25 protein-coding genes and 3 pseudogenes are annotated in these 23,631 nt (G+C 59.7%); 13 read left to right on the top strand and 15 right to left on the bottom strand.

The window, feature by feature from the left end; all coding sequences use genetic code 11:
* Nucleotides 1–137: 137 nt before the first annotated feature.
* Complete coding sequence (locus ACA058_RS19340; RefSeq protein ID WP_497635459.1) at nt 138–749, bottom strand: glutathione S-transferase; 612 nt, start codon at nt 747–749, stop codon at nt 138–140.
* Between the two features lie 364 nt (nt 750–1,113).
* Between ACA058_RS19340 and ACA058_RS19335 the strand changes: the two genes are divergently transcribed.
* Entirely contained in the window at nt 1,114–1,518 is a 405-nt protein-coding gene (locus tag ACA058_RS19335; protein WP_007907888.1) for a TraR/DksA family transcriptional regulator, read from the top strand.
* 216 nt (nt 1,519–1,734) lie between these two features.
* On the opposite strand, the gene ACA058_RS19330 is transcribed toward ACA058_RS19335, so the two are convergent.
* The 3 genes from ACA058_RS19330 to ACA058_RS19320 all read right to left on the bottom strand — a co-directional run bounded on the left by ACA058_RS19330 (nt 1,735) and on the right by ACA058_RS19320 (nt 2,748).
* Nucleotides 1,735–1,974, bottom strand: coding sequence for a DUF2789 domain-containing protein (locus ACA058_RS19330; RefSeq protein ID WP_497635458.1), 240 nt, complete (start codon nt 1,972–1,974; stop codon nt 1,735–1,737).
* A gap of 140 nt (nt 1,975–2,114) precedes the next feature.
* Complete coding sequence (locus ACA058_RS19325; RefSeq protein ID WP_497635457.1) at nt 2,115–2,345, bottom strand: hypothetical protein; 231 nt, start codon at nt 2,343–2,345, stop codon at nt 2,115–2,117.
* 154 nt (nt 2,346–2,499) lie between these two features.
* A complete protein-coding gene (locus tag ACA058_RS19320) occupies nt 2,500–2,748 on the bottom strand; it encodes a hypothetical protein (protein WP_497635456.1) in 249 nt (82 codons plus the stop codon).
* Between the two features lie 409 nt (nt 2,749–3,157).
* Between ACA058_RS19320 and ACA058_RS19315 the strand changes: the two genes are divergently transcribed.
* The 4 genes from ACA058_RS19315 (at nt 3,158) to ACA058_RS19300 (ending at nt 5,519) form a co-directional block, all read left to right on the top strand.
* On the top strand, nt 3,158–3,628 hold the full coding sequence (locus ACA058_RS19315; protein ID WP_497635455.1) for a hypothetical protein: 471 nt from the start codon (nt 3,158–3,160) through the stop codon (nt 3,626–3,628).
* Nucleotides 3,628–3,831, top strand: a complete 204-nt coding sequence (locus ACA058_RS19310; RefSeq protein WP_497635454.1) for a hypothetical protein — start codon at nt 3,628–3,630, stop codon at nt 3,829–3,831. The genes ACA058_RS19315 and ACA058_RS19310 overlap by 1 nt, the downstream gene beginning before the upstream one ends.
* A 118-nt stretch (nt 3,832–3,949) precedes the next feature.
* Nucleotides 3,950–4,963: an ABC transporter substrate-binding protein gene (locus ACA058_RS19305; RefSeq protein WP_497635453.1), complete on the top strand. Its 1,014-nt coding sequence runs from the start codon at nt 3,950–3,952 to the stop codon at nt 4,961–4,963.
* A gap of 118 nt (nt 4,964–5,081) precedes the next feature.
* Nucleotides 5,082–5,519, top strand: a complete 438-nt coding sequence (locus ACA058_RS19300; protein WP_497635452.1) for a DUF3995 domain-containing protein — start codon at nt 5,082–5,084, stop codon at nt 5,517–5,519.
* Between the two features lie 189 nt (nt 5,520–5,708).
* On the opposite strand, the gene ACA058_RS19295 is transcribed toward ACA058_RS19300, so the two are convergent.
* The gene (locus ACA058_RS19295; protein WP_497635083.1) at nt 5,709–6,968 is read right to left on the bottom strand and encodes an IS256 family transposase; all 1,260 of its coding nucleotides are present in this window, start codon (nt 6,966–6,968) and stop codon (nt 5,709–5,711) included.
* Nucleotides 6,969–7,431: 463 nt separating this feature from the next.
* Between ACA058_RS19295 and ACA058_RS19290 the strand changes: the two genes are divergently transcribed.
* Nucleotides 7,432–8,700 carry an IS110 family RNA-guided transposase gene (locus tag ACA058_RS19290; protein ID WP_497635127.1) on the top strand — a complete coding sequence of 423 codons (1,269 nt, stop codon included), beginning with the start codon at nt 7,432–7,434 and terminating at the stop codon, nt 8,698–8,700.
* Nucleotides 8,701–9,083: 383 nt separating this feature from the next.
* Here ACA058_RS19290 and ACA058_RS19285 read toward each other — a convergent pair.
* The 8 genes and pseudogenes from ACA058_RS19285 to ACA058_RS19250 all read right to left on the bottom strand — a co-directional run.
* Nucleotides 9,084–9,161 (bottom strand): annotated as a pseudogene (locus ACA058_RS19285) (outer membrane lipoprotein carrier protein LolA); the annotation flags it as partial.
* A gap of 82 nt (nt 9,162–9,243) precedes the next feature.
* Entirely contained in the window at nt 9,244–9,606 is a 363-nt protein-coding gene (locus tag ACA058_RS19280; protein ID WP_459732965.1) for a Na+/H+ antiporter subunit G, read from the bottom strand.
* Nucleotides 9,603–9,881: a K+/H+ antiporter subunit F gene (locus ACA058_RS19275; protein WP_008063386.1), complete on the bottom strand. Its 279-nt coding sequence runs from the start codon at nt 9,879–9,881 to the stop codon at nt 9,603–9,605. The genes ACA058_RS19280 and ACA058_RS19275 overlap by 4 nt, the downstream gene beginning before the upstream one ends.
* On the bottom strand, nt 9,878–10,366 hold the full coding sequence (locus tag ACA058_RS19270; protein ID WP_497635451.1) for a Na+/H+ antiporter subunit E: 489 nt from the start codon (nt 10,364–10,366) through the stop codon (nt 9,878–9,880). The genes ACA058_RS19275 and ACA058_RS19270 overlap by 4 nt, the downstream gene beginning before the upstream one ends.
* Nucleotides 10,363–12,048 (bottom strand): monovalent cation/H+ antiporter subunit D, encoded by a 1,686-nt coding sequence (locus ACA058_RS19265; RefSeq protein WP_497635450.1) that lies wholly within the window; start codon nt 12,046–12,048, stop codon nt 10,363–10,365. The genes ACA058_RS19270 and ACA058_RS19265 overlap by 4 nt, the downstream gene beginning before the upstream one ends.
* On the bottom strand, nt 12,045–12,389 hold the full coding sequence (locus ACA058_RS19260) for a Na+/H+ antiporter subunit C (protein ID WP_007986256.1): 345 nt from the start codon (nt 12,387–12,389) through the stop codon (nt 12,045–12,047). Before ACA058_RS19260 ends, ACA058_RS19265 begins: the two co-directional genes overlap by 4 nt.
* Entirely contained in the window at nt 12,389–15,307 is a 2,919-nt protein-coding gene (locus ACA058_RS19255) for a monovalent cation/H+ antiporter subunit A (protein ID WP_497635449.1), read from the bottom strand. Before ACA058_RS19255 ends, ACA058_RS19260 begins: the two co-directional genes overlap by 1 nt.
* A gap of 245 nt (nt 15,308–15,552) precedes the next feature.
* A complete protein-coding gene (locus tag ACA058_RS19250) occupies nt 15,553–16,578 on the bottom strand; it encodes a DMT family transporter (protein ID WP_497635448.1) in 1,026 nt (341 codons plus the stop codon).
* Here ACA058_RS19250 and ACA058_RS19245 point away from each other — a divergent pair.
* The 6 genes and pseudogenes from ACA058_RS19245 to ACA058_RS19220 all read left to right on the top strand — a co-directional run bounded on the left by ACA058_RS19245 (nt 16,573) and on the right by ACA058_RS19220 (nt 21,732).
* Nucleotides 16,573–17,136, top strand: a complete 564-nt coding sequence (locus ACA058_RS19245; RefSeq protein ID WP_497635447.1) for a helix-turn-helix domain-containing protein — start codon at nt 16,573–16,575, stop codon at nt 17,134–17,136. The two genes, ACA058_RS19250 and ACA058_RS19245, sit on opposite strands and share 6 nt — an antisense overlap.
* A gap of 397 nt (nt 17,137–17,533) precedes the next feature.
* Nucleotides 17,534–17,848, top strand: a complete 315-nt coding sequence (locus ACA058_RS19240; protein ID WP_497635446.1) for a hypothetical protein — start codon at nt 17,534–17,536, stop codon at nt 17,846–17,848.
* Between the two features lie 140 nt (nt 17,849–17,988).
* Nucleotides 17,989–19,014: pseudogene (locus ACA058_RS19235) on the top strand (NtaA/DmoA family FMN-dependent monooxygenase); the annotation flags it as partial.
* 214 nt (nt 19,015–19,228) lie between these two features.
* Nucleotides 19,229–20,134, top strand: a complete 906-nt coding sequence (locus ACA058_RS19230; protein ID WP_497635445.1) for an AMP-binding protein — start codon at nt 19,229–19,231, stop codon at nt 20,132–20,134.
* Between the two features lie 24 nt (nt 20,135–20,158).
* A pseudogene (locus ACA058_RS19225) lies at nt 20,159–20,236 on the top strand (ABC transporter ATP-binding protein); the annotation flags it as partial.
* A 56-nt stretch (nt 20,237–20,292) separates the two neighbouring features.
* Nucleotides 20,293–21,732 (top strand): FAD/NAD(P)-binding protein, encoded by a 1,440-nt coding sequence (locus ACA058_RS19220; RefSeq protein WP_497635444.1) that lies wholly within the window; start codon nt 20,293–20,295, stop codon nt 21,730–21,732.
* Nucleotides 21,733–21,904: 172 nt separating this feature from the next.
* On the opposite strand, the gene ACA058_RS19215 is transcribed toward ACA058_RS19220, so the two are convergent.
* Together ACA058_RS19215 and ACA058_RS19210 are read right to left on the bottom strand one after the other, a co-directional pair.
* On the bottom strand, nt 21,905–22,117 hold the full coding sequence (locus ACA058_RS19215) for a hypothetical protein (RefSeq protein ID WP_497635443.1): 213 nt from the start codon (nt 22,115–22,117) through the stop codon (nt 21,905–21,907).
* A 140-nt stretch (nt 22,118–22,257) separates the two neighbouring features.
* Nucleotides 22,258–22,998: a response regulator gene (locus ACA058_RS19210; RefSeq protein ID WP_497635442.1), complete on the bottom strand. Its 741-nt coding sequence runs from the start codon at nt 22,996–22,998 to the stop codon at nt 22,258–22,260.
* A gap of 158 nt (nt 22,999–23,156) precedes the next feature.
* Here ACA058_RS19210 and ACA058_RS19205 point away from each other — a divergent pair, with 158 nt between their 5' ends.
* A complete protein-coding gene (locus tag ACA058_RS19205) occupies nt 23,157–23,582 on the top strand; it encodes an NUDIX hydrolase (protein WP_497635441.1) in 426 nt (141 codons plus the stop codon).
* The last annotated feature ends 49 nt before the right edge of the window (nt 23,583–23,631 follow it).

Below are 23,631 nucleotides of genomic sequence, written 5' to 3'. Positions count from 1 at the left end.
GAACTGATAGTTCCTGGCCTCGTGCCTGTGCCGCTTCTGCCTTTGGCAGGAGCGGCATTTTTGTATATGGATGTAAAGGTGTGACACGCATCTGTAGGAGCCGGCTTGCTGGCGATGCGATGGTGGCCGTTATGCCGTCAGTCAATCGGAGTGTCGATAAACACCTCAAGCCCCTCGGCATAGTCGGTGAACGCACCGATCCTCGGGAACCGCTCCACTGCGACCTGATCCGGCACTACGTACTGGGTAAAGCTCCACGCCACCGCGAGGGTAATACCAGCCTGGTCAATCAAACCATCGGTTTTCAGCGGCTGCTTTTCCAGTTCCCGTTCCAGTGCCCAATAGGCGGCCGCCAATTGCCCTTCGACCCGCTCGACCCAGGGCTGGAACTGGATCTCTGTCGGACGCAGGTTGCGTTCATAATAAAGCTGCACCGATTTTTCACTGGCGGCCAACGCCAGGCCAATCAGGCGCAATGACCGCAGGCGATGTTCGATACCCGCAGGCATCAAGCTGCGATCCGGGCCGGCCAATGCTTCCAGGTAATCGATGATCAGCGTCGAATCCATCAACACTTCACCGTCATCCAGTATCAGGGTAGGCGCCTTGACCACCGGGTTGATTTGGCGAAATTGCTCGAAGGTCCTGAACACCGACACCGATTCGTGCTCCAGGGGGATGCCCAGGCGCTTGGCAGAAATGGCGACGCGTCGCACGTAAGGTGAATCCAGCATGCCGATCAGCTTCATATAACCGCTCCTTGAGATAGCCATTTCGCGAGCCACAACCATAGCTGAGCCCGATCGACCTGCAAACCGGGGTATGCAGCTCAGCGGTTTGTCTTCTATATAAGCTTCGCAGGATTGAATTTCTTGCTATAAACGCACTCCGATATCCGCCTGGATGCCCGCCATAGAGCATTTTCGAGGCTTTGTCGGACAAATTCGCTGTCTTTTCAGTTGCTGAGGCCTCAAGTCGGCCTTAGACTGCCGCCCCTCGTAAATTGAGTGCCGGGTGGCGCTTGGTATAAACGGCGCCTTTGCGATGACCTTCGATGGTCCGCCGCAACGCTCCCTAATTCGCCTTAATGCACGTTTTTTTATAGAGATATCAATGACAAAGGACAAGTTGCTGGCCATGCCGGCGGATGACTACATGAATGCCGAGCAACATGCTTTTTTCTCTGAGCTGTTGCAGAACATGAAAGTCGAAACCCATGAGCGCATCGAACAGAACCGCATCGCCATCGAAAGCCTGGACACCCCGGCCGACCCGGCTGACGCCGCTTCCGTCGAAGAAGAGCGCACCTGGCTGGTGAACGCGATCGATCGTGATCAGCGCATGCTGCCTCAGTTGGAACAAGCCCTGGAACGCATCAAGGAAGACAGCTTCGGCTGGTGCGATGACAGCGGCGAGGCGATTGGCCTCAAGCGCCTGCTGATCAGCCCGACTACCAAGTACTGCATCGAAGCTCAAGAACGTCACGAGCAGATCGACAAGCACCAGCGTCAGGCCTGATTCTGTTGGGTAGCCCCATTAACCCGGGATGCCTGGAAAAGATCGCAGCCAGCGGCAGCTCCCACAGGTTCACATGAAACCTTGGGAGCTGCCGCAGCCTGCGATCTTTGCTTTTTGCTGTCTGCAATTCCTGTGAAACTTCTATTGATCCGGGGCGATCGCCCGCGGCGCAGAATCCAACCGCGAAAAACTCGATAGCCTGCACTGTGCCTGATTCTAGTGGACCTGATGCATGCGCAGGTTCAGGTCGTCGACCACCCGCGCCCAGTCGGCGTCTTCACGCAGTTGTTCTTTGAGGAAGCCTGCCTGTTGGGGGGTCCAGAACTCGGCATCGATGAGTTTCTTGTTGTCGGGCAGGGGGGAATGGCTGGCAATGAAATCGTCAATGGCTCGCTGGCTGGAATCCAGGCCGAGCTGGTCGAACAAACCTTTCAAGTCGTGGGTCGGTGATTCCATCTTGATCTCCTTGCAGGTCATCGGTCGCGTCGAGTGAGAGTGATGAAGGACGTCTCTGTTTCATCTGAGGGAGCCGTGCTTCAGTAAATTCGAAAACGATGTTCAAACGCAGCAGTGAGCATAGACCGCAAATCCGCGTGTCAGTTTTTCAAGGCGCCTGCATCGACGGCGGCCTTCAATTCCCTGGCCGATTCCTGTGCGGCGAGGGCGGCGATATCGGAGGACTTGAACCAGCGATCTTTCTCGACCTGATGATAGGTCACGGTTTTCAGCGGCGGCTTGGCGCGCATCACAATCACGGCCTGGTATTCGCCGTCGATCTCTCTGGCTTCGCCCCTGATGAAAAACTCGCCGATATCAAATTCCGTCACGTTGCGGCCATCCCATGAAAAATATTGTTGTTTAACGCGCCCGCCTCAGCAAGGCGCGTTTGATTGGTCGGGCAGTATGGCAGCAGTTGCCTGCCTGCGGCTGAGTAAAGTCGCCGGCCTGACGAAACCTTCCAGGGAAAACGGGACGAAAGTGTCACATACGTGACTCGAGTGCGCGGGCGAGGGCGCAGGCCTGGTTATGATCGCCGCGGAAACCTCTTACGTGCCCCGTGGAAGTTTCCTTGATATGAAAGAAAGCGTTGCCCGCCAGGACCACGTGAAATCGTGGTGGCGAAGGGGCCCGGGGGGCGGCTTCGGCAGCAAGAAACACCGCGGGGTGCAGCGAAGGTGAGGTGTTGGAGTAAGATGCCTGGGGATGGGCAAAGTGTGTCAGTGTGCACATATGAAGTCCTTTTCGTAGGTTTGCCGACGTAATGTACGTCGTCATGGGTAGTCTCGGTGAGCATCGCTGCTCTAGAATCAGTGTCACTGGTGGGTGGACAAGGCTTATCTAAAGCAATTTCTGGCTAGCGATATGTAAGAAAAGTGCTTTTTTATAAGAGTTTTTTCACTAAAGTTGATAGTCCGTATTTCTCTGGCCGTTCCAAGGGCGTTTTCCTTCAGCCTTTGTCGAACGCCGGACGAGACGATGTGAGCGGCATCCAGTAATCTGCTCAAGCTTCGAGATGGATGAGCGCTCTGCTCATCCAGGATCTCAACCCGGGTTATCTGGCTTCACCTCGGCATTGCCGCTTTTTTTGCTGTGCGCTTTTTTCGTGTGCGGCGTCATTTTCAGATGTGGGGATGTTTCCTTGGCAGTAAGTAATCTCGATATGCATGCTTTGTTCGTGCTGGGTGATTTGCGCGCAAAGCTGGTTAAACAGTTTCAGTCTCGTTTCGTATACATCACCGAACAGAGCGCTGAAGGCATTTACGTTGCCGAAATCGACACCGAATCGGCGCTGGTGGTGGACGATAAACCGGGGCTCAAACTCAAGGTCGGCGATCATTTCAGCGCGTCGGTGTTGCCAAGTCGCGAAGGCGGCAAACTGGAAATCAAATTCCGTGACATCAAACTGACAGTCTACGGCCTGGGCGACTACGCCTTCGTGACCACCGCCGACGGCCATGCCATCCTGTTCAAGGAAGGCCACAGCGTGGTGACGGTGTTCGCCGCCCACCAGCAGCTGCAGGAAGGCCTGACCAAGACCCTCAAGGCCGTGACCGCCAAGGCCGCCAAGTGGCGCAAGGGTGAACTGGTGACGTTCAAGGCCAGTGAGTAGTGGATCTGCCCCGCGCCGATTTCCACCAACAGCACCAGGCCAGTGCGCAAGCCGAGGCCCTGCGTCTGTTTGAGCACAAGGCAGTTCTGCAGGGTGCCTGGCTGAACTGGGTGGCCTCGCAGATCTACGCGTTGCGACCTGCGGCGTACGCCAGCATGGTCAGGAGAGAACTGGCCCGCCTGCAGGACACGTCCGAAAACTGATCCACGTCCCTCGAAAGCAGGAACCTCTACTACAGTCAGTTGACTGAGTACTCAGAGGCTTCGCGGTCTTCTGCCAGGCCATCCTGCTATTGCTGTGAACAGCACGAGGTGCACAAGCATGAAAGGCATTCGCCGGTTGCTGGCCGCTGTCGTGGCCACGTTCGGATTGTGGGCGTCACCCGTTCCGGTGCTGGCTGCCAGCGCACCGATCCACTTCGCCGACCTCAACTGGGAAAGCGGCAGCCTGATCACCGATATCCTGCGGATCATCGTCGAAAAGGGCTACGGGCTGCCGACCGATACCTTGCCGGGCACCACCATCACCCTGGAAACCGCACTGGCCAACAATGACATCCAGGTCATTGGCGAAGAGTGGGCGGGGCGCAGCCCGGTCTGGGTCAAGGCGGAGGCCGAAGGCAAGGTCGCGAGCCTGGGCGACACGGTCAAAGGCGCCACTGAAGGCTGGTGGGTGCCGGAGTACGTGATCAAGGGCGACCCGGCCAAGGGCATCAAGGCGATGGCGCCGGACTTGCGCAGTGTCACCGACCTGCCCAAATACAAGGACGTGTTCAAGGACCCTGAAGCCCCGAACAAGGGACGCTTCCTCAACAGCCCCATCGGCTGGACCTCGGAAGTGGTCAACAAGCAGAAGCTCAAGGCCTACGGGCTCGATGACAGCTATGTGAACTTTCGCAGCGGTTCGGGAGCGGCGCTGGATGCGGAGATCAGCTCGTCGATTCGCCGTGGCAAACCGGTGCTGTTCTATTACTGGTCGCCCACGCCGCTGCTCGGTCGCTTCAAGTTGATCCAGCTGGAGGAGCCGCCCTTCGATGCGCAGGCCTGGAAAACCCTGACCGACGCCGACAACCCGAATCCGCAACCGACCCGCTCGCTGCCCTCGAAGCTGTCCATCGGCGTGTCCACGCCGTTCCAGAAGCAGTACCCGCAGATTGCCGAGTTCTTCGCCAAGGTCGATTTTCCCATCGACCTGTTGAACCGGGCGCTGGCCGAGATGAGTGAAAAGCACACGCCACCGCGTCAGGCAGCCGAAGCGTTCATGAAGGCGCATCCGCAGGTCTGGAAGGCCTGGTTGCCCAAAGAGGTCGCGGACAAGGTGTCTGCCGGCCTGTAGGTGCTGACTGTGAATGGCCCATGTGCCGCGTTGGTCGGGTCGCTGGTGTGAGGTCGTGCACTGCAGAAAAAGCCGACTAGGATGAGTCTGTTCAAATCCCTTTCAAGGATTTCAGACCATGACCTTCGTGTTGGCTCAATGGCTGGCGACGGTAATTGCGGCGATCGCTCTGGTACACGTGTATTGGGCGTTGGGTGGTGAACGGGCCGCCGTGGCAGTGGTGCCGCAGGTGCCGGTGGAGGGTGGTGCGCGGTTGCAGCCCGCCTTCAAACCCCGTGGCTGGATGACGATGCTGGTGGCGGCGGCGTTGCTGACCATTGCCCTGTTGGTGTGCTTGCGGGTCGGCTGGTGGCTGCCGCGGGTGGATCATCGAGTGTTGCAGTGGGTGATCAGCGCCATTGCGCTATTGCTGTTCGCCCGGGCGATTGGCGATTCGGAACTAGTGGGTTTTTTTAAGGAGGTCAAGGGGTCGAGATTTGCCCGTTGGGACACTTGGGTTTATTCGCCCTTGTGTGTGGTGCTGGGGGCCGGGTTGTTGGCGGTGGCCTGGGTCTAGGATCAAAGGATCGGAGCTTGCGTTGACAGAGTACATATCCGTTCCTGCGGTAACGGCTACTTATGGTTTCGCCTTTACTGTAGGAGCGAGCATGCTCGCGATGGAGGTCAACGATGACGCGGGGCGCCGAGAGTGTCAGATTTTTTGTGTGCGGGCCGGTAACAGCCTGCCGTAAGGCAGGCCTTCATTTCACCAAGTTGGCCTGATGAATCGATCTCCGTACAAAACCGCGAACTGATTCATTGCGTTCTTCCAGTCATGGGCCGGACTGCCCCAATTGGCGGTGATATTTTGCAGTGCCAGCCAGATCAGCTTTGTCGCCGCATCATCGGTTGGAAAATGTCCTCTTGTCTTGATGATCTTGCGCAACTGAGCATTGATGCTCTCGATGGCGTTGGTGGTGTAGATCACTTTTCGTATGGCTGGCGGGAAGATGAAAAACGGGATGACTCGGTCCCAGGCACGCCTCCAGGCAGCAGCCACCGTTGGATATTGTTTACCCCAAGGTCCAGATTCGAAGGCATCTAAAGCCTGCTCGGCAACTTCAGCGTTGAGTGCTTGATAAATCGGCTTCAGGGCTTTGGCCAGTTCGCGACGTTTATCCCAGGCCGCGTAATCAAGGCTGTTACGGATCAAGTGGACGATGCAGGTCTGCAGCGTCGTCTGAGGGAACACCGCACTCAAGGCTTCTGGCATGCCTTTGAGTCCGTCAGTGACAGCGATCAAAACGTCTTCGACGCCTCGAGTCTTGAGGTCATTGAAAACCTTCATCCAGAACTTGGCACCCTCGGTCGTTTCAATCCAGATGCCCAGAATATCTCGTGTACCGTCCGGCAATACGCCCAGGGCTAAGTAAATGGCCTTGTTGCGAACCACCCCCTCGTCACGGATTTTGACCCGCAGAGCATCGAAGAAAATGACTGGGTACATGGGTTCAAGTGGTCGCTGCTGCCAAGCACTGACCTCTTCCAGAACTGCATCGGTGACTGAGCTGATGAAGTCATGGGAGACATCTGTGCCGTATTGCTCCGATAGAAATGCACGAATCTCGCGCACGCTCATGCCGCGTGCATACATGGCAATAATCTTGTCATCGAAGCCGGTAAAGCGGCGCTCGTGCTTGGGGATCAGAATCGGAGCAAAGCTGCCATCGCGGTCTCTGGGGATGTCCAGGCGAAGCGGGCCGTCATCGGTCAGCACGGTCTTGCCGCTCTTACCATTACGCTGGTTGCTCGACTCCTCAGGGCGCTGCGCGCCCTGAGGGTAGCCAAGGTGGTGGCCGAGTTCGGCTCCCAAGGCTCGTTCAATCAGCGCCTTTTTGAACGCCATCGAAGCGTCCTGAATGGCTTCGGCACTCATCGGACCGTTCACGAACTGGTCGATCAGCTCTTTTGGAATGGATGGAAGGTCACGCTGGGCCTCGCGGGCCGGTTTCTTTTTGGTCGGCATACATGCACCTCTTCAACATGTTATGCCCGAACACAAAATTTATGACAGTCCCGGGCGCCTGACTCCCCGTGGTGCTCTCAGGTTTTTCGCGAGCATGCTCGCTCCTACAGGGCCCGCCGCGCTGGGCCATCCTTGGCCCAGCGCGGCTAAACCGGCATCCATGCCGGTTTACCCACTGCGCAGAACCGGAACGAAGCCTCTCGATATAGGTTGTCCGTTCCTTTCCTCTTCCATACTTCGGTGTCTGGAAGTCAGTTTTAATCAAGGGAAGGAGCATGCACCTGTGGGCTACGAATATGCCTCTCAAGCACGCGATGATTACCTCCTCACCTTCGAGCCCACAGGTGCGCTTGCGCCCTCTAACGAATACTCAGGGAAAGCCCGACACGGCTCTCTATATCGCTTTCGCTGGACGTAAGCATGCATGTTCCTGCATGTACTTTAGCGCCTGTGGAGGTTGTTGATGCAAACGCTCCTGTCTCAGAAATTCACTGCTTATGTCGGAATAGATTGGGCAGATACCAAGCATGACGTGTGTTTGCAGGTCGCGGGGGAAACCCGGCGGCACTTCTCTGTCATCGACCACACACCCCAATCGATTGATCGTTGGGCGAAATCGTTGTTTGAGCGCTACGGCGCTCCGATCGCGATTGCTCTTGAGCTCAACAAGGGCCCGTTGGTGGCGGCCCTGCAAAAGTACGAGTTCTTTTGCCTGTTTCCAATCAATCCGAGCACCTTGGCCAAACACCGTAAAACCTTTGTCCGCAGCGGTGCCAAGGATGATCCGACCGATGCTCAATGGGCGCTTGAGTTGTTGCTCACCTATCCCCAACGGTTTGCGCAGCTGATGCCGCAAAGCCCGGCCATGCGTATTTTGGCCAGCCTGACAGAACATCGACGTGCACTGGTTGATGAGCGAGTGAAGGTCAGCAACCGCTTGATCTGTACGCTCAAACAGTATTATCCATTGGCCCTGGAGCTGTTTAGCAGTCATGACACCGTGGTGTTCTGTGACTTTCTGATGCGCTGGCCCACGCTTGAGCACATCAAGCGTTCTCGCCAGAGTACTTTTCTCAAGTTCTTTAATGAGCACAACGCTCGTCACGCTCAACTCAATCAAACGCGCTGGGAAATCATCACCCAAGCGATGCCTTTGACACAGGACCCGGGGGTAATACGTCCTTCGCAGTTGTACGCAACAGCCTTGGCGTCGCAACTCAAAGGGCTCCTTTCCACCATCAAGGATTTTGATCGCGAGATCGAAGAAACGGCCAGCACCTTGGCCGATTACCCGATCTTTAAGGCACTCCCTGGCGCCGGCCAACATCTTGCGCCGCGCCTGATGGTGGCTTTTGGTGAACAGCGTGATCGATTTAGCGACGCCAATGCGATGCAGCGATATGCCGGAATCGCACCCGTTACCGAGCGTAGCGGAAAGAAGAAAGTCGTGTATTGGCGCTACCAATGCTCAACCTTCTTGCGTCAGACCTTTGTCGAATGGGCCGCTCACAGCATCACTCAATCAACGTGGGCCGAGGCTTATTATCGGCAGCAGCGGGCTAAAGGCTGCTCATACCAGGCGACCCTGAGAGCACTTGCTTTCAAGTGGATCAGAATCGTCTATCGCTGCTGGAAAAACGGCACCGTCTATGACGAAATGGCTTACTTGCAGGCTTTAACGCGGCGCGGATCAACGTTGGTAGAGGCGCCGATGGAGGTAGTCACAGGTTGACGGACAGGCTCAGGGCGTGAGGGGGCAAGAAAATCAAAAGCCAGATCAAAAGCCAAAGCAAGGCGGCCTTATAGCCGACCTGATTGCAGGTCTGTCCGCGATCCAATTGTGGGAGCGAGCCTGCTCGCGATGAACGTCCGGACAACGCGTTCATCCAGACAGCCAACGTTATCGTTGGCGTCCATCGCGAGCAGGCTCGCTCCCACAGGGGAGTGGGGGGTATCTGCAAAAGTCAGGTCGGCTGTCAGGCCGCCTCGCTTTGGCTTTAGATTTGGGCGCCCCGTTAAACCACGATGGCCGAACGCAGGCATTGCGCAGTGGGTAAACCGGCAGGACGCCGGTTTAGCCGCGCTGGGCCAGGGATGGCCCATCGCGGCGGACCCAGTAGGAGCGAGCCTGCTCGCGAAAAACCTGAGAGCACTGAGGATTGTCAGGTGCCCAGCGTCATCGTTGACGACCATCGCGAGCTCGCTCCTACAGTAAGGGCGAAACCATCGGTGGCCGTTACCGCAGGAATGGATATGTACGCCAAAGCTCTTTTGCTCAGCCCCCGCTTTCCGTACGCCGGCTCGAAACCTCCGCCGGCACATCATCCCCGGCCATGCGTTTGCGGAACAATGCCGCCCGGGCCAGCAACAAGGTGGTCACCGGCACGGTGATCGCCAGCAGGATCGGAATCAGCCAGGCATGCAGGACCGGCCCGGATTTGAGCGCCGAAAAGAAGATGATCGAGGCCAGGGCCACGCACCATGCGCCCAGGGTCGAGGCCAGGGCCGGTGGGTGCATGCGCTGGAAATAATCTTTCATCCGCACCAGGCCGATGGCGCCCACCAGGGCAAACAGGCTGCTGAGCACGAGCAGGATGGCCACGGGTATTTCGACCCACAGGGACAATGGCGCACTCATTCGATCACCTCGCCACGCAGGAGGAATTTCGCCAGGGCAAACGAGCCGACGAACCCGAATAGCGCGATCAGCAACGCTGCCTCGAAGTAAGTGTCACTGGCATAACGAATGCCCAGCGTCAGCATCATCAGCATCGCCACGATGTACAGGTAATCCAGGGCCAGGACCCGGTCCTGGGCCGACGGTCCCTTGAACAGGCGGATCAGGGTCAGGATCATCGCCACGCAAAACAGGAACAGGCTCAGCAGGATCGCGTTCGACAGCAAGCTGCTCATTCGAAAATCTCCATCAGCGGGCGCTCGTAGGTCGCCTTGAAGTGCTGGATGAACAGCGCTTCGTCATCCAGGTCGAACACGTGCAGCAGCAGGATGCTGCGGTCCAGCGCCAGTTCCGACCAGACCGTGCCGGGGACCACCGTGCAGATCATCGACAGCGCGGCCAGGCCGTTGGCGTCGCGCAGGTCCAGCGGCACCTTGATGAACCCTGAGCGCGGTGGCCGGCGGCCGGCATTGAGCACACCGAAGGCGACCGCCAGGTTGGACACCAGCACATCGCGACCGACCAGCAGGAACAGGCGCAGGATCACCCCGGGCCGCCGAATGCGGATCGGCAGCGGGCGCAGCTTGCGCATCATCAAGGGTGCGCAAAACCCCAACAGGGCGCCCAGCAGCACGTTGCCGGGGCTGAGCGACAGGTTCAGCAGCAACCACAACAGCCACAGCGCCAGCGATAGCCATGGCGCAGGCAACAGGCGCTTCATGGTTGCACCTCCAGCAGCGCCGCCCTGGCTTGCGGGCCTGGCACCGCACGGGTGCCGAGCACGGCCATCACATACTGCTGCGGGTTGTTCAGGGCGTTGGCGGCCGCCTGTGTGTAGCGCAGCAGCGGTTCGGCCTTGAGCGTGAGCAGGATGCTCAAGCCCAGCAGCGCGAAAATCGGTACGCACTCCAGGCGCCGGAGCACGGGCGAGGGGCGTTCTGCCGGTGTCCAGAAACGCTGGATGCCCACGCGGGAAAAAGCAATCAATGACGCCAGTCCCGAGAGGATCAGCAGCGCCAGCAAGCCCCACGCGGCATTCGATACCGGCGCGTCGCCGGCGTTGCCCAGGCCCATCGGATTGAGCAAGGCGCTGAGCAGACCGAGCTTGCCGATGAACCCGGAGAGCGGTGGCATGCCGATGATCAGCAGGGCGCAGGCGATGAAGCTCAAGCCGAGGAACGCCATGGTCCAGGGAATCACTTGGCCGACCACGGCTTTCTGGTCGTCGTCGAGGTTGATGCCCTTGACCGGATGCAACGATTCCAGCGGCCGTGGCAGCATTTCGTTTTCATCCTCCAAGGGGATTTCGACGGCCGAGCGCGAGCGTTCGATCAGTTCCGCCAGCAGGAACAGCGCGCTCAGTGCCAGAGTCGAGCTGACCACATAGAACAGTGCCGCACCGATCAGGTTGGGCTGGCCGAACCCGATCGCCGCCAGCAGAATCCCCGCCGACACCAGGATGCTCAGGCTGGCCATGCGTTCCAGGCGATGGGCCGCGAGGATCGCCAGTGCCGCGCAGACGATGGTGGCCATGCCTCCGTAGATCAGCCAGTCGCCACCGAAGTACGCCGAGGCGCCGGCCTGACCGGAAAACAGCAGGGTCCACAGGCGCAGCAAGGTGTAGATGCCGACCTTGGTCATGATCGCGAACATCGCCGCCACCGGCGCGCTTGCCGAGGAGTACGCAGGCACCAGCCAGAAATTCAGCGGCCACATCCCGGCCTTGGCCAGGAATGCTACCGCCAGAATGCCCGCGCCCGCGTGCAGCAGGCCGCGATCGGCCTGGGGCACCAGCGGGATCTTCAGCGCCAGGTCGGCCATGTTCAGGGTGCCGGTGACGCCGTAGATCAGCGCCGCGCCAATCAGGAACAGCGTCGAGGCCAGCAGGTTGATCGAGATGTAGTGCAACCCCGACGATACCCGCGCCCTCCCCGAGCCATGCAGCATCAGGCCGTAGGACGCGGCCAGCAGCACTTCGAAGAATACGAACAGGTTGAACAGGTCTGCCGTCAGGAAGGCGCCGTACAGGCCCATCAACTGGATCTGGAACAGCGCGTGGAAGCTCGAACCGGCACTGTCCCAACGTGCCATGGCGAACAGCAGGGCGCAAACGCCGATGATGCCGGTCAGCACCAGCATGAGCGCGGACAAGCGATCGACCACCAGCACCAGGCCGAACGGCACTTGCCAGTTGCCCGGCAGGTACACGCCGATGGAACCGGGGATGCCGGTGGTTTGCGTCCATTGCAGCAGCAGAACGGAAACACCGAGACCGAGCAGGCTAGAGAACAAATTGATTTTGGCTTTGAGCGGGCGATGTTTCTCGCCGAGCATCAGCATGATCGCGGCGGTCAGTAGCGGCAGCAGGATGGGCGCGGCGATCAGGTGCGACATCGGATTCATTCTTTAGGCTCCCGGCCATCCACATGGTCGGTGCCGGTCAGGCCGCGGGAAGCCAGCAAGACCACCAGGAACAGCGCGGTCATGGCGAAGCTGATGACGATCGCGGTCAACACCAGCGCCTGCGGCAGCGGGTCGGTGTAGTGCAGCAGATCCTGCGGTACGCCGTCCTTGATGATCGGCTCCTTGCCGATGAACAGGCTGCCCATGCTGAAGATGAACAGGTTGACGCCATACGACAGCAGGCACAGGCCCATGACCACCTGGAACGTCCGCGGACGCAGGATCAGCCAGACGCCGGACGCGGCCAGGACGCCGATGGCGATGGCGATGACTTCTTCCATCAGACAGCCTCCTTCATGACGGCGGGTTTGGGCTGCGCCGCAGTCTTGTGACCCCGCACCGATTGGTGGGCGAGGGCGGTGAGGATCAACAGCGTCGAACCGACCACCACGGCGTATACGCCGACGTCAAAGAACAGCGCACTGGCCAGGTGAATGTCGCCCAGCAGCGGCAGGTCGAAATGCCAGGTATGGGTGGTCAGGAACGGATAGCCGACGACCATCGCGCCAAGGCCGGTGACGGTGGCGAACAGCAGGCCGACGCTCATCCAGCGCAGCGGTCGCAGGCTCATTTGCGCTTCGACCCACTGGGTGCCGGCGACCATGTATTGCAGGATGAACGCCACCGACATCACCAGGCCCGCGACAAAGCCGCCGCCCGGCTGGTTGTGGCCACGCATGAACAGGTAGAACGAGACCACCAGTGCAATCGGCAGCAGCAGGCGCACCAGCACCGCCGGGACCATCATGAAGCCGAGCGCGGTGTCGCTGGCGTGACGCGGGTTGACCAGGTCGGTGACCACGTCGGGCGCGAGCAAGCGCTGCTGGGCCGGCAACTGCAGGCTTTCCTTCGGCGGACGGAAACGCCGCAGCAGGGCGAACACGGTCAGGGCCACCGCCACCAGCACGGTGATTTCGCCCAGGGTGTCGAAGCCGCGGAAGTCCACGAGCATCACGTTGACCACGTTGCTGCCACCGCCTTCGGGCAGGGCGCGGCTCAGGTAGAACGAAGAAATGACGTTCGGCGTCTGCCGGGTCAGCATTGCGTAGGATAGCAATGCCATGCCGCCGCCGACCACGGCCGACAGCAGCAAGTCGCGGATGCGGCGGATGCGCGCCTTGCGCAGGCTGCTCGGCAGCGGCGAAACCTCTTCGATCCGCCGTGGCAGCCAGCGCAGGCCCAGCAGGATCAGCACCGTGGTCACCACTTCGACCACCAGTTGCGTCAATGCCAGGTCCGGGGCCGAGAACCAGACGAAGGTCACGCAGGTCATCAGGCCGCAGACGCTGACCATGGTCAGGGCGGCCAGACGATGATACTTGGCCTGATACGCGGCACCGAGGGCGCAGGCAATCGCCAGCAGCCAGAGGATGACGAACACGATCGAGCCCGGAATCTTCGGCCGGTCGCCCCAACTCAGGCTGCTGTGCAGCATCGGGATCAACCCGGCCAGGACCGCGGCGAGCACCATCAGGAACAATTGCATCTGCAGGCGCCGGGTGCTGATCAGTGGCTCCAGGCGTCGGGCCAGGCGCATCATGAGCACCAGGCTGCGTTCGAACAGGCGCTTGCCGTTGAATCGGCCAATCAGCGGCGGGTAGTGGAAGCGTCCACGCTTGAGTTGGTTGCGCAGCAGCAGATACAACAGGATGCCGCCGGACATGGCGATCAGGCTCATGATCATCGGCGCGTTCAAGCCGTGCCAGATCGCCAGGCTATATTCCGGCAGGGTGCCACCCACGACCGGCTGCGCAGCGGCGGCGAGCAATGGGCCGACCACTTGCGCCGGGAAGATCCCCACCACCAGGCAGGTGAACACCAGCAGCTCGACCGGCGCGCGCATCCAGCGCGGCGGCTCGTGCGGGGTGTGGGGCAGGTCGGTGGCGGTCGGGCCGAAGAACACGTCAACGGTGAAACGCAGGGAGTAGGCGACACTGAAGGTCCCGGCGATGGTCGCGACGATCGGCAGGGTCGCTTCGATCCAGGCCGTGGCGTTGATGAACACGGTCTCGGCGAAGAACATCTCTTTGGACAGGAAGCCGTTGAGCAGCGGTACACCAGCCATCGAGGCGCTGGCGACCATGGCCAGGGTTGCGGTGAACGGAATCAGCTTGAACAGGCCATTGAGCCGGCGAATGTCGCGGGTGCCGCTTTCGTGGTCGATGATCCCGGCGGCCATGAACAGCGAGGCCTTGAACGTGGCGTGGTTGAGGATGTGGAACACCGCGGCCACGGCGGCCAGCGGGCTGTTCAGGCCCAGCAGCAGGGTGATCAGGCCCAGGTGGCTGATGGTCGAGTAAGCCAGCAGGCCCTTGAGGTCGCTCTGGAACATCGCGCAATAAGCGCCGAGCAACAGGGTGCAGGCTCCGGCGCCGCTGACGATGTAGAACCATTCTTCACTGCCCGAGAGCGACGGCCACAGCCGGGCCAGCAGAAACACCCCGGCCTTGACCATGGTCGCCGAGTGCAGATAGGCCGAAACCGGTGTCGGCGCGGCCATGGCGTGGGGCAGCCAAAAGTGAAAGGGGAATTGCGCGCTTTTGCTCAGCGCGCCGATCAGGATCAGGGGCAGCAGGATGGGGTAGAGGTCATGTGCGCGAATCATGTCGCCGGCGGCCAGGACTTTGTCCAGGTCATAGCTGCCGACCACATGGCCAAGCAGCATGACCCCCGCCAGCAGACACAGGCCGCCCGCGCCGGTGACCATCAGCGCCATGTACGCGCCGCGTCGTGCGTCGGCGCGGTGGTGCCAATAGCCGATCAGCAGGAACGAGAAGAGGCTGGTCAGCTCCCAGAAAAACACGATCTGGATCAGGTTGCCGGAAATCACCAGCCCGAGCATGGCACCCATGAACGCCAGAAAAAATGCGAAGAAACGCGGCACCGGATCGTCCGGCGACATGTAGTAGCGGGCGTACAGCGACACCAGGGTGCCGATGCCCAGCACCAGCATCGAGAACAGCCAGGCGAAACCGTCCATGCGCAGAACGAAATTCAGGCCAAGACTCGGCAGCCAGAAAAACTCTTCGCGGATTACGCCGCCATTGGCGATTTGCGGGTACAGGAGGGCGACCTGGACAGTGCCGATCAAGGCAACCAGGCCAGCCAGAAGCGATTCGGTATTTCGCGCGTTGTGTGGCAGCACCGCTGCCAGACAGCTGCCTATGAAAGGCAGAAGCAGTAGAACTATCAGAGACATAGGCTTCTAATCTGCGGAAGTTTGTGAAGCATCATACGTGCCAGCTCCCGGATCGCCAAACGCCAAGCTGTCGCAGAATCCTACAAGGTAGACGGAAAATCCCTGCTTAACATTGTTTCAAAGGGCTGTGTTCAGCAGGACCGGCCTCTTCGCGAGCAGGCTCGCTCCCACAGGGGAATGAATTTCACCTGTGGGAGCGAGCCTGCTCGCGAAAGCTATCTACCAGACGCTGCAGATTTAGCGTCTTAACCTCGGGTCTCCCGCTCCAGCACTTCCTCTACCACGGCAGCCTTACCCTTGGTCTTCAACTCACTGACAATCACCGCCGCCACAATCAACCCGGCCCCCAGCAGCGCAATCGCCGGCAGCCGCTCCCCGGCGATCCGCCCGACAATCCCCGCCCACACCGGCTCACCGGCGTAGATCAAGGTCGCCCGGGTCGGCGAAACACTTTTCTGCGCCCAGTTCATCGCCACCTGGATCGCCGCACTCGCTGCGCCCAGTCCAAGCGCACTGCACAACAGCAACCAGGAGAAATCCGGAATATGCTCCTGGGTTGGCACCACCATCAGAAACGATAGCAGCGACGTGACCGCCAACTGCACCACGGTCACCCGTTTCACATCGACAAGACCTGCGAAGTTGCTGATCAGAATGATCTCCGCCGCAATGGCAATGGCGCTGATTAATGTAGCGATTTCGCCAGGGCTGAAGTTCAACGCCGCGCCAGAAGGCCCCGACAACAGCATCAACCCGGTGAAGGCCAGCATGATGCCAATACTCGGCATCAGCCCCGGACGACGACCCAGTACCAGCCATTGCAGCAACGGCACGAAGGGTACGTACAACGCGGTAATGAACGCCGACTGACTGCTGGGAATGCTCTGCAACCCGACCGTCTGCAAGCCGTAACCGAGCATGATCGCCACGCCGATAAAGGCGCCGGCCTTGAGTTCGAACAAGGTCAATTCCCGCAGGCTGCGCCAGGAGAACAGGGCGACGATGATCGCGGCGGCGGCAAAGCGCAGGCCGACGAAAAACATCGGGCCGCTGACGGTCATCGCATGCTGGACCAGCAAAAAGGTCCCGCCCCAGACCATGGTGATCAACACCAGCACGCACTCGGCCTTGCTGAGCCGCAGGAAACGGGAGGAAGCCTGGGAGGAGTTCGCCGACGTCATGATCTTGCACACTATTTGAGGGGGACGCACAATGCGCCGGAAGTTGGGCAGTATACTGCGCAACACCACCAAGTGAGCAATATAGTGCACAAAGATTCCTCGCCCCGGGCTTCGGTCCTGCAGCACGTCAGCCAGAATATTCGGCGTTTGCGCCATGCCGCCGATATGAGCCAGACCGCTTTGGCGGAAAAATCCGGTGTCAGCCGCCGGATGCTGGTGGCCATCGAGGCCGGCGAAAAAAACGTCAGCCTGACCACCCTTGACCGTGTGGCCGAAGCATTGGACGTGGCCTTCAGCGACCTGATCCAGGCCCCCGATGTGCGCGACCATAGCCGCATCAACGAGCTGGCATGGGCCGGTACGATCCCCGGCAGCAAGGCGGTGCTGCTGGCCAAGGCCAATGCCACCCGTGAAGTCGAACTCTGGGAATGGCGCCTCGAACCTGGCGAGCATTACCCGTCGGAGCCGGACGCCGAAGGCTGGAGCGAACAGTTCTACGTCTTCGAAGGCTGCCTGACGCTGATGGTCGGTGACGTGCCGCACAAGATCGCCGCCGGCGAGTTCTTCATGTTCGCCAGCAACCAGCCTCATTCCTATCGCAATGAGGGAGAAGTGGCGGTGCGCTTTGTGCGCAATGTGGTGATCTGAACTGTTCGCCGATCAACACTGGATAAACACTTTGCTGTTCTGAAGCTAAAAGATTTTCTCTCGCTCGGCCAATGTCAGCCCTGCCCATGTTATCCGCTCGCGACTTTCATCCACCTAAGTTTTATTAGGTAGCTTGCGGAAAAATAAACAAGTTTTTCGGTAATAACTTCAAGCCTGGCGCAATGACAGGCTTTGTCGTAGCCCCCTTCGTGCTCGACGCAGCCAGTTAATCCTCCGTTACCATTCGTCTGAAACAAGAGTCGAGCTGTTATTTTTGACAGTAGACGCCTTCGCGTTGCCGGTTTTATATATTGCTCGGTGCAACTGCGAGCACTAACCAGGTTGGGCGCCGAAAACCAAATCAATCAAAATTTTATACTTTAGAAGGGAAATCCAAATGTCAGACAAACTTGAGGCTCCAAAGGTTGATGAAACAAAAACGGATTATAGCTTTATTATCCCAAAATCAATTGGTGAAGTGACCAAGGAAGATTATCATATTCACGCTTGGTTTAAAGGGACAAATACCACTAGGGTTGCGTTTGGCCGTCACCGAGTGATGTACGATGGGCAGGGCGGCGGGGTGGAATTCAAGCTTGAAAAAAACAAAGTGCACCTGAAGGGTAAGACCGTGATATTTCTTTATACTGTAGATGGCACCGACAGTTATGAGAAGTATCGCTCAAAAGAGATTATGCTTCCGCGTGTTTGATTAGAGCACTGTTAATTCCATGTGTTGCTTCAGGAACAGTTGTTCAACATTCTGTGTTGTTAGGCGGCCCTCTGTTTCTTGTCGCGCTGAATGAAGTGTCGAAATTGCGCGGCTTATCTATTCTGGCGCGACTCCTGCATAGACGCCTGTCGATCCTCGATCACCTGACCAAGGGCCGCGCCGGCTGGAACATAGTGACCTCGTACCTGGAGAGCGGCGCGAAGAACCTCGGGCAGAACACCCAGACCGAACACGACGCCCGCTACGACTTCGCCGAAGAGTATCTGCAGGTTTGCTACAAACTGTGGGAAGGCAGCTGGGAAGAGGATGCCATCCTGCGCGATCGTGAGCGGCGGATTTTCAGCGACCCGAGCAAAATCCACGAGATCCAGCATGTCGGCAAACACTTCCAGGTGCCGGGGATTCATCTCTGCGAGCCGTCGCCGCAACGCACCCCGGTTTTGTATCAGGCCGGCGCGTCGAGCCGGGGCAAGCAGTTCGCCGCCGAACATGCCGAATGCGTGTTCGTTGCCGCACCGTCGAAAGTGCTGCTGAAGAAAACCGTGGCCGATATCCGCCGGCGTGCGGCGCAGGCGGGGCGTGATCCGTCGAAGATCCTGATTTTCAACCTGCAGACGGTGATCCTCGGCGAGACCGACGCCAAGGCCAAGGCCAAGTTCGAGGAATACAAGACCTGAGTCAGTTATGAAGGTGCGATGGCACTGATCTCTGGCTGGACCGGCATCGATTTCAGCCAGTTCAAACCGGATGAACCGCTCAAGCATGTGCACACCAACGCCATTCAATCGGCGGTGGAAGCGTTCTCCACGGCCGATCCGAACAAGGTCTGGACTCCGAATGTGGCCGACTGGGTCGGCATCGGCGGTTTTGGGCCGCTGTTTGTCGGCAGTCCAGAAACCGTTGCCGATCTGTTGCAGGAATGGGTCGAGGAGACCGATGTCGACGGCTTCAACCTGGCCTATGCCCTGACGCACGAAACCTTCATCGACGCCGTGGAATTGCTGGTGCCGGAGTTGCAGAAACGCGGGGTGTACAAGACCGAATACGCGCCGGGGACCCTGCGCGAGAAGCTGTTCGGTGAGGGACCGCGTTTGCCCCAGATTCATCCGGGCAGCGGTTATCGCGACCTGGCGGCGTTGCGGTAGCAGGAGAAGAAGGTGGTGTCGGCCTAGACGCCATCGTCGGAACGCCGCCCGGAGCAAGCTCGCTCCCACAGGTTGTTGTGTCGTTCACAAATTCTGTGGTCACCGCAAAACCCTGTGGGAGCGAGCTTGCTCGCGATGAGGCCAGCACAGCCAACATCGATGTCGCCTGGCAAAACGCCATCGCGAGCAAGGCCCATGACATAGAGGTCAACCCATGAGCGTGCACGAACTCAAGCGTCCGGCGGTTGCGGATACCAAGGAATGGCAGGTCAGCGCGCCCAAGGCGCTGGAGCAATTGCGCCATTGGGCGCAAGTCAGTCCATTGCAGCCGGCATTGCGGCACAAGCGTCACGGGCAATGGTTCGTCTGGCGCTGGATCGATGTCTTGCGCGATGTCGAGCGCCTGGCCGATGGCTTGCGCCAGCAAGGTTTCAGCGAAACTTCTCGCCTGGCCCTCAGTGGCGCCTTCGAGCCAAACCTGTTGCTGCTGGCCCTGGCCGCGCAACACATCGGCGGGGAGCTGCTGGCCATCGCGGACAACCTCGACGCACCCGCCTTGCACAACGTCCTGTGGCGCAGCGGTCCTACCTACGCCTTTGTGCAGGGCCGGCAGACGCAGCAACTCTGGCTGAACCAAGGCCGGTCGCTGCTCGACTTCACCGAACTGCTCGGCCCGACAGAACATCCGCAACGCCTGCGCCTCGGGGTCTCCAGTGCGCAGTTGTGGAGCGAAGAGGGCACCGAGTGGCAGGACGGCCTAACCGTGTTGTTCGAACTTTGGCTAAGCAGTGGGCAAACCCTGGCCTTCCCGGAAAGCCCCGGCAGCGCCAGTCGTGATCGCCGTGAAATGGCGCCCTCGGGCCTGCTGCTCTCCGCCGAGCGCCTGCAACTGCTCGCGACGGAAATCAAAAGCCGTCTCGCGTCATCGGGCACCTGGCGCCGACGCCTGTGCGACTGGGCCATTGCCCACCCGGAAAAGCGCCTGCAACGCCTGATCAAAAACCGCGTTCGCCGGCTGCTGGGTTTTCACAACCTGCACTTCATCTGGCAAGCCACGCGCACAGCGCAGACGCAAGCCGAGCCGACCTGGCTCGCCGAATTCAAACGGAACATCGCATGACCTCGACCGATTCCATCCTGCAAGACGCATCCTACTTTGGTACTGCTCGATGAACCTTCCATGGATTTGGCGCCTATTATCGTCCAGGACATTTTCGAGATCCCCCGGAGCGATCTGCATGACTTCTATCCAGGTAAACACTGATCAGTGAGAACGGCATGAGTGAAACCCAAAACGGACAGGCGACCGGCGTCATCCGTCACGCGGACATCCTGATCATCGGCGGCGGCCTCAGTGGCGCGATGCTGGCGGCGCAACTGTTGCGCCTGCCGGGCAAGCGCCAGGTGCTGGTGATCGAACCGCGCGCCGAACTGGGTCGCGGCGAGGCCTACAGCGCCGTGGAGCTGGGGCATACGCTCAACGGCAACGCGGCGCGCATGAGTGTCGACCCGGACAACGCCGATGACCTGACCCAATGGCTGACCAGCTACATTGCGGCTGGCGGCTGGCCGGAGTCGGATCAGCAGCATGTACCGATCAGCGAGCTGTTCCCGCCACGGGGAATTTTCGGCCTGTACGTGCAGCAACGTCTGGCCGAGGCGCAAGCGGTGGGGGCGTTGAGCGGCTCAACGGTCGAGCATGTGCAAGCCGAGGTGGTTGATCTGCAAACCGATGTTCAGTCGGTGCGCTTGACCTTGAGCGACGGCCAGCGATTGCTGGGTTCTTTAGCCGTGCTCGCTACGGGGATGTTCGCGGCCGCGCGCACGCCGCAGACTGAATCCAGCGGTTTGAACGCGGCGGCGCTTGACCCGTGGGACGTGGCTGCGATGCAGCAGCTCGATCCGCAGTCGACGGTGCTGATCATCGGCTCGGGCCTGACCATGGTCGATGCCGTGGTGTCGCTGGAACAGGCCGGGCATCGCGGGCCGATCGAAGTGTTTTCCCGTCACGGCCTGCTGCCCCATGTGCGGCGACAGCCACCGGCCTGGGTGGATTTTCTCGCCGAGGATCACAGCATTCGCACGCCACGACAGCTGGTGCGTGAATTGCGCCGGCATTGCCGCAACGCCATCGCCCAGGGCATTGACTGGCAGGCGCCGCTGGACACGGTGCGGGCGCACATCGGGCGTTTGTGGAATCAGGCCAGCGACGTACAGCGCCGGCAATTCGTGCGGCATGTACGGCCGTGGTGGGAAAGCCATCATCACCGCTCGCCGCCGTTGAGCGCCGAACTGGTGGAACGCTTGCACGGGGAAGGGCGGTTGCGGATTCAGGCGGCGTCGTTCAAAGGGCTGGAGCCTTCTTCGGGTCATCAAGTGAGGATTCGTATCCGCCGTCGGGGTGAAGCGCAAACGGTTGTTGTCAGTGGCGCGGCATTGATCAACTCCAGCGGCATCGAATATGACTGGCGACGGGTGGCTCGACCGTTGCCACGGCAATTGCTGGCGCGGGGGCTGATCCGACCGGGACACCTGGCGCTGGGCATTGCCGCAGAGGTCGACGGTGCGGTGCTGGATGCCGACGGCCAGGCCGCCAGCCGTCTGTTTGCCATGGGCCCACCGTTGCGCGGGGTGTGGTGGGAAAGCACTGCCGTGACGGACGTGGCAAGTCAGGCAAAAGCGCTGGCCACACGATTAGCAGCGACGCAAAACCTGTAGGAGCTGCCGAGCCCTGCGAGGCTGCGATCTTTTGATCTTGCACTTGATACTCAAGTGTTCGCGGGAAAAGATCGCAGCCTCGTTTCACTCGACAGCTCCTACAGACCTGTGTAGATGCAAGAAACCCCGCACTTGGCGGGGTTTCTTGTTTCAGGGAGGCCAAGGCCGTTGATCAATAGCGCTGATATTTGGAGCCGAACTCAGGGCGGTTTTCCGCGACGTAGAGTGTGTCTTTGTGGTCAACGTTGACAGTGTTCACGTTCAGTGTGGCCGGTTGGCTGACTTTCGCCGCTGCAACGATGGGTGTGGTGGCGTGTGGGGCGGCGATGGCGGAAGTGGCGCCAAGGACCGAAAGGGCGAACCCGAGACCGATGATGCTTTTCATGATGTTGCTCCAGAGCGTGGTGAGAAGATGTGGCCACTGTAGAGCTGGGGCATCGCGATGAAAAAACACCCTTGCGCATAGTCGTTATCGAGACTGTTGATCTTCACAGGGGTATCTGTTGCATGCGGGATCGCGGCCATTCAGGCCTGTGCATCAAGCATTTCCACCGGGTAGGAGAACACGTAGCCCTCGCTGCGCACGGTCTTGATGTAGGTCGATTCCCGCGAGTCGTCCTTGAGCCGTTGGCGCAGGCGGCTCACCAGCAAGTCGATCGAGCGGTCGAACAGGTCGGCGTCGCGGCCCTGGGTCAGGTTGAGTAACTGGTCGCGACTCAGCACCCGTTGCGGGTGATCGAGGAATACCCGTAGCAGGCGGTATTCGGCGCCACTGAGGGCCACCAGGGTACCGTCTTCGTCCAGCAGGTGACGGGCGGTGGTGTCCAGGCGCCAGCGGCCGAAGCCGAGCATGCGGCCGCTTTCACTGATCAGCAGGTTGGGTGGCAGCATGCGGGTGCGGCGCAATACGGCGTTGATCCGCGCCAGCAGTTCGCGGGCGGCGAACGGTTTGGTCAGGTAGTCGTCGGCGCCCATTTCCAGGCCGAGGATACGGTCGGTTTCGTCGTTGCGTGCGGTGAGCATCAGGATCGGCGTGGCTTTGTGCTTGCCCGCGCGCAGTTCGCGGCACAGGACCAGGCCGTCGTCACCGGGCAACATGATGTCGAGCACGATCAGGTCGACCTGGTTGGTTTCGAGGAAGCTGCGCATGTGCCGGCCGTCGGCGACCACGGTGGTGCGCAGGCCGTTTTTCTTCAGGTAGTTGCCGACCAGTTCGCGAATTTCGCGATCGTCGTCGACGATCAGGATGTGGTTGACGTGGTCCATCGGTCGATCCTCTTTTTTTTCTTTGCCTGCCTCTGGGCCAACCATACATTTTGTGGGAGCTGGCTTGCCAGCGATGTCGGCATAACAGTCGCCATCGCATCGCCAGCAAGGTGAACTGGCCGTATGATGTTGGCTTCATTGTCGATAAGGACGTCGCCATGTCACCGAACAAGGCTTGCCCTGTAATCCTCTCCAATATTTCCGGACCACGCATCCTTCTGTTTCGCCATCCCCTGGCAGGCGTGCAACTGGTCAAAGGCACTATCGAGTCAGGTGAAACACCCGCCGAGGCCGCTCTTCGTGAATTGAGCGAGGAGTCCGGAATTGACGACGCCTCGGTTGTCAGTGATTTGGGTTGCTGGAACGCCGAACATCTCGAGCAGGTATGGTCATTTCAACTGTGCCACGCACAGGCGCAGCTGCCGGAGCAATGGACACACCAAACGCTCGATGACCATGGCCACACCTTCAGCTTTTTCTGGGCCCCGCTTGGTGAATTGCCGATTGCCGATTGTCATCCGGTCTTCCGTCGGGCATTACGGTACCTGACGGCCACGCTTCGGCCTGAAGCACTGGAGAGTTGATAAATGTCGTCAACGCCATCGTTTGATCAGGCGCTGAAAAAATAGGTGC

Source organism: Pseudomonas sp. LBUM1649, assembly GCF_059716155.1.
This window is presented reverse-complemented; position numbering and strand designations above follow the sequence as displayed.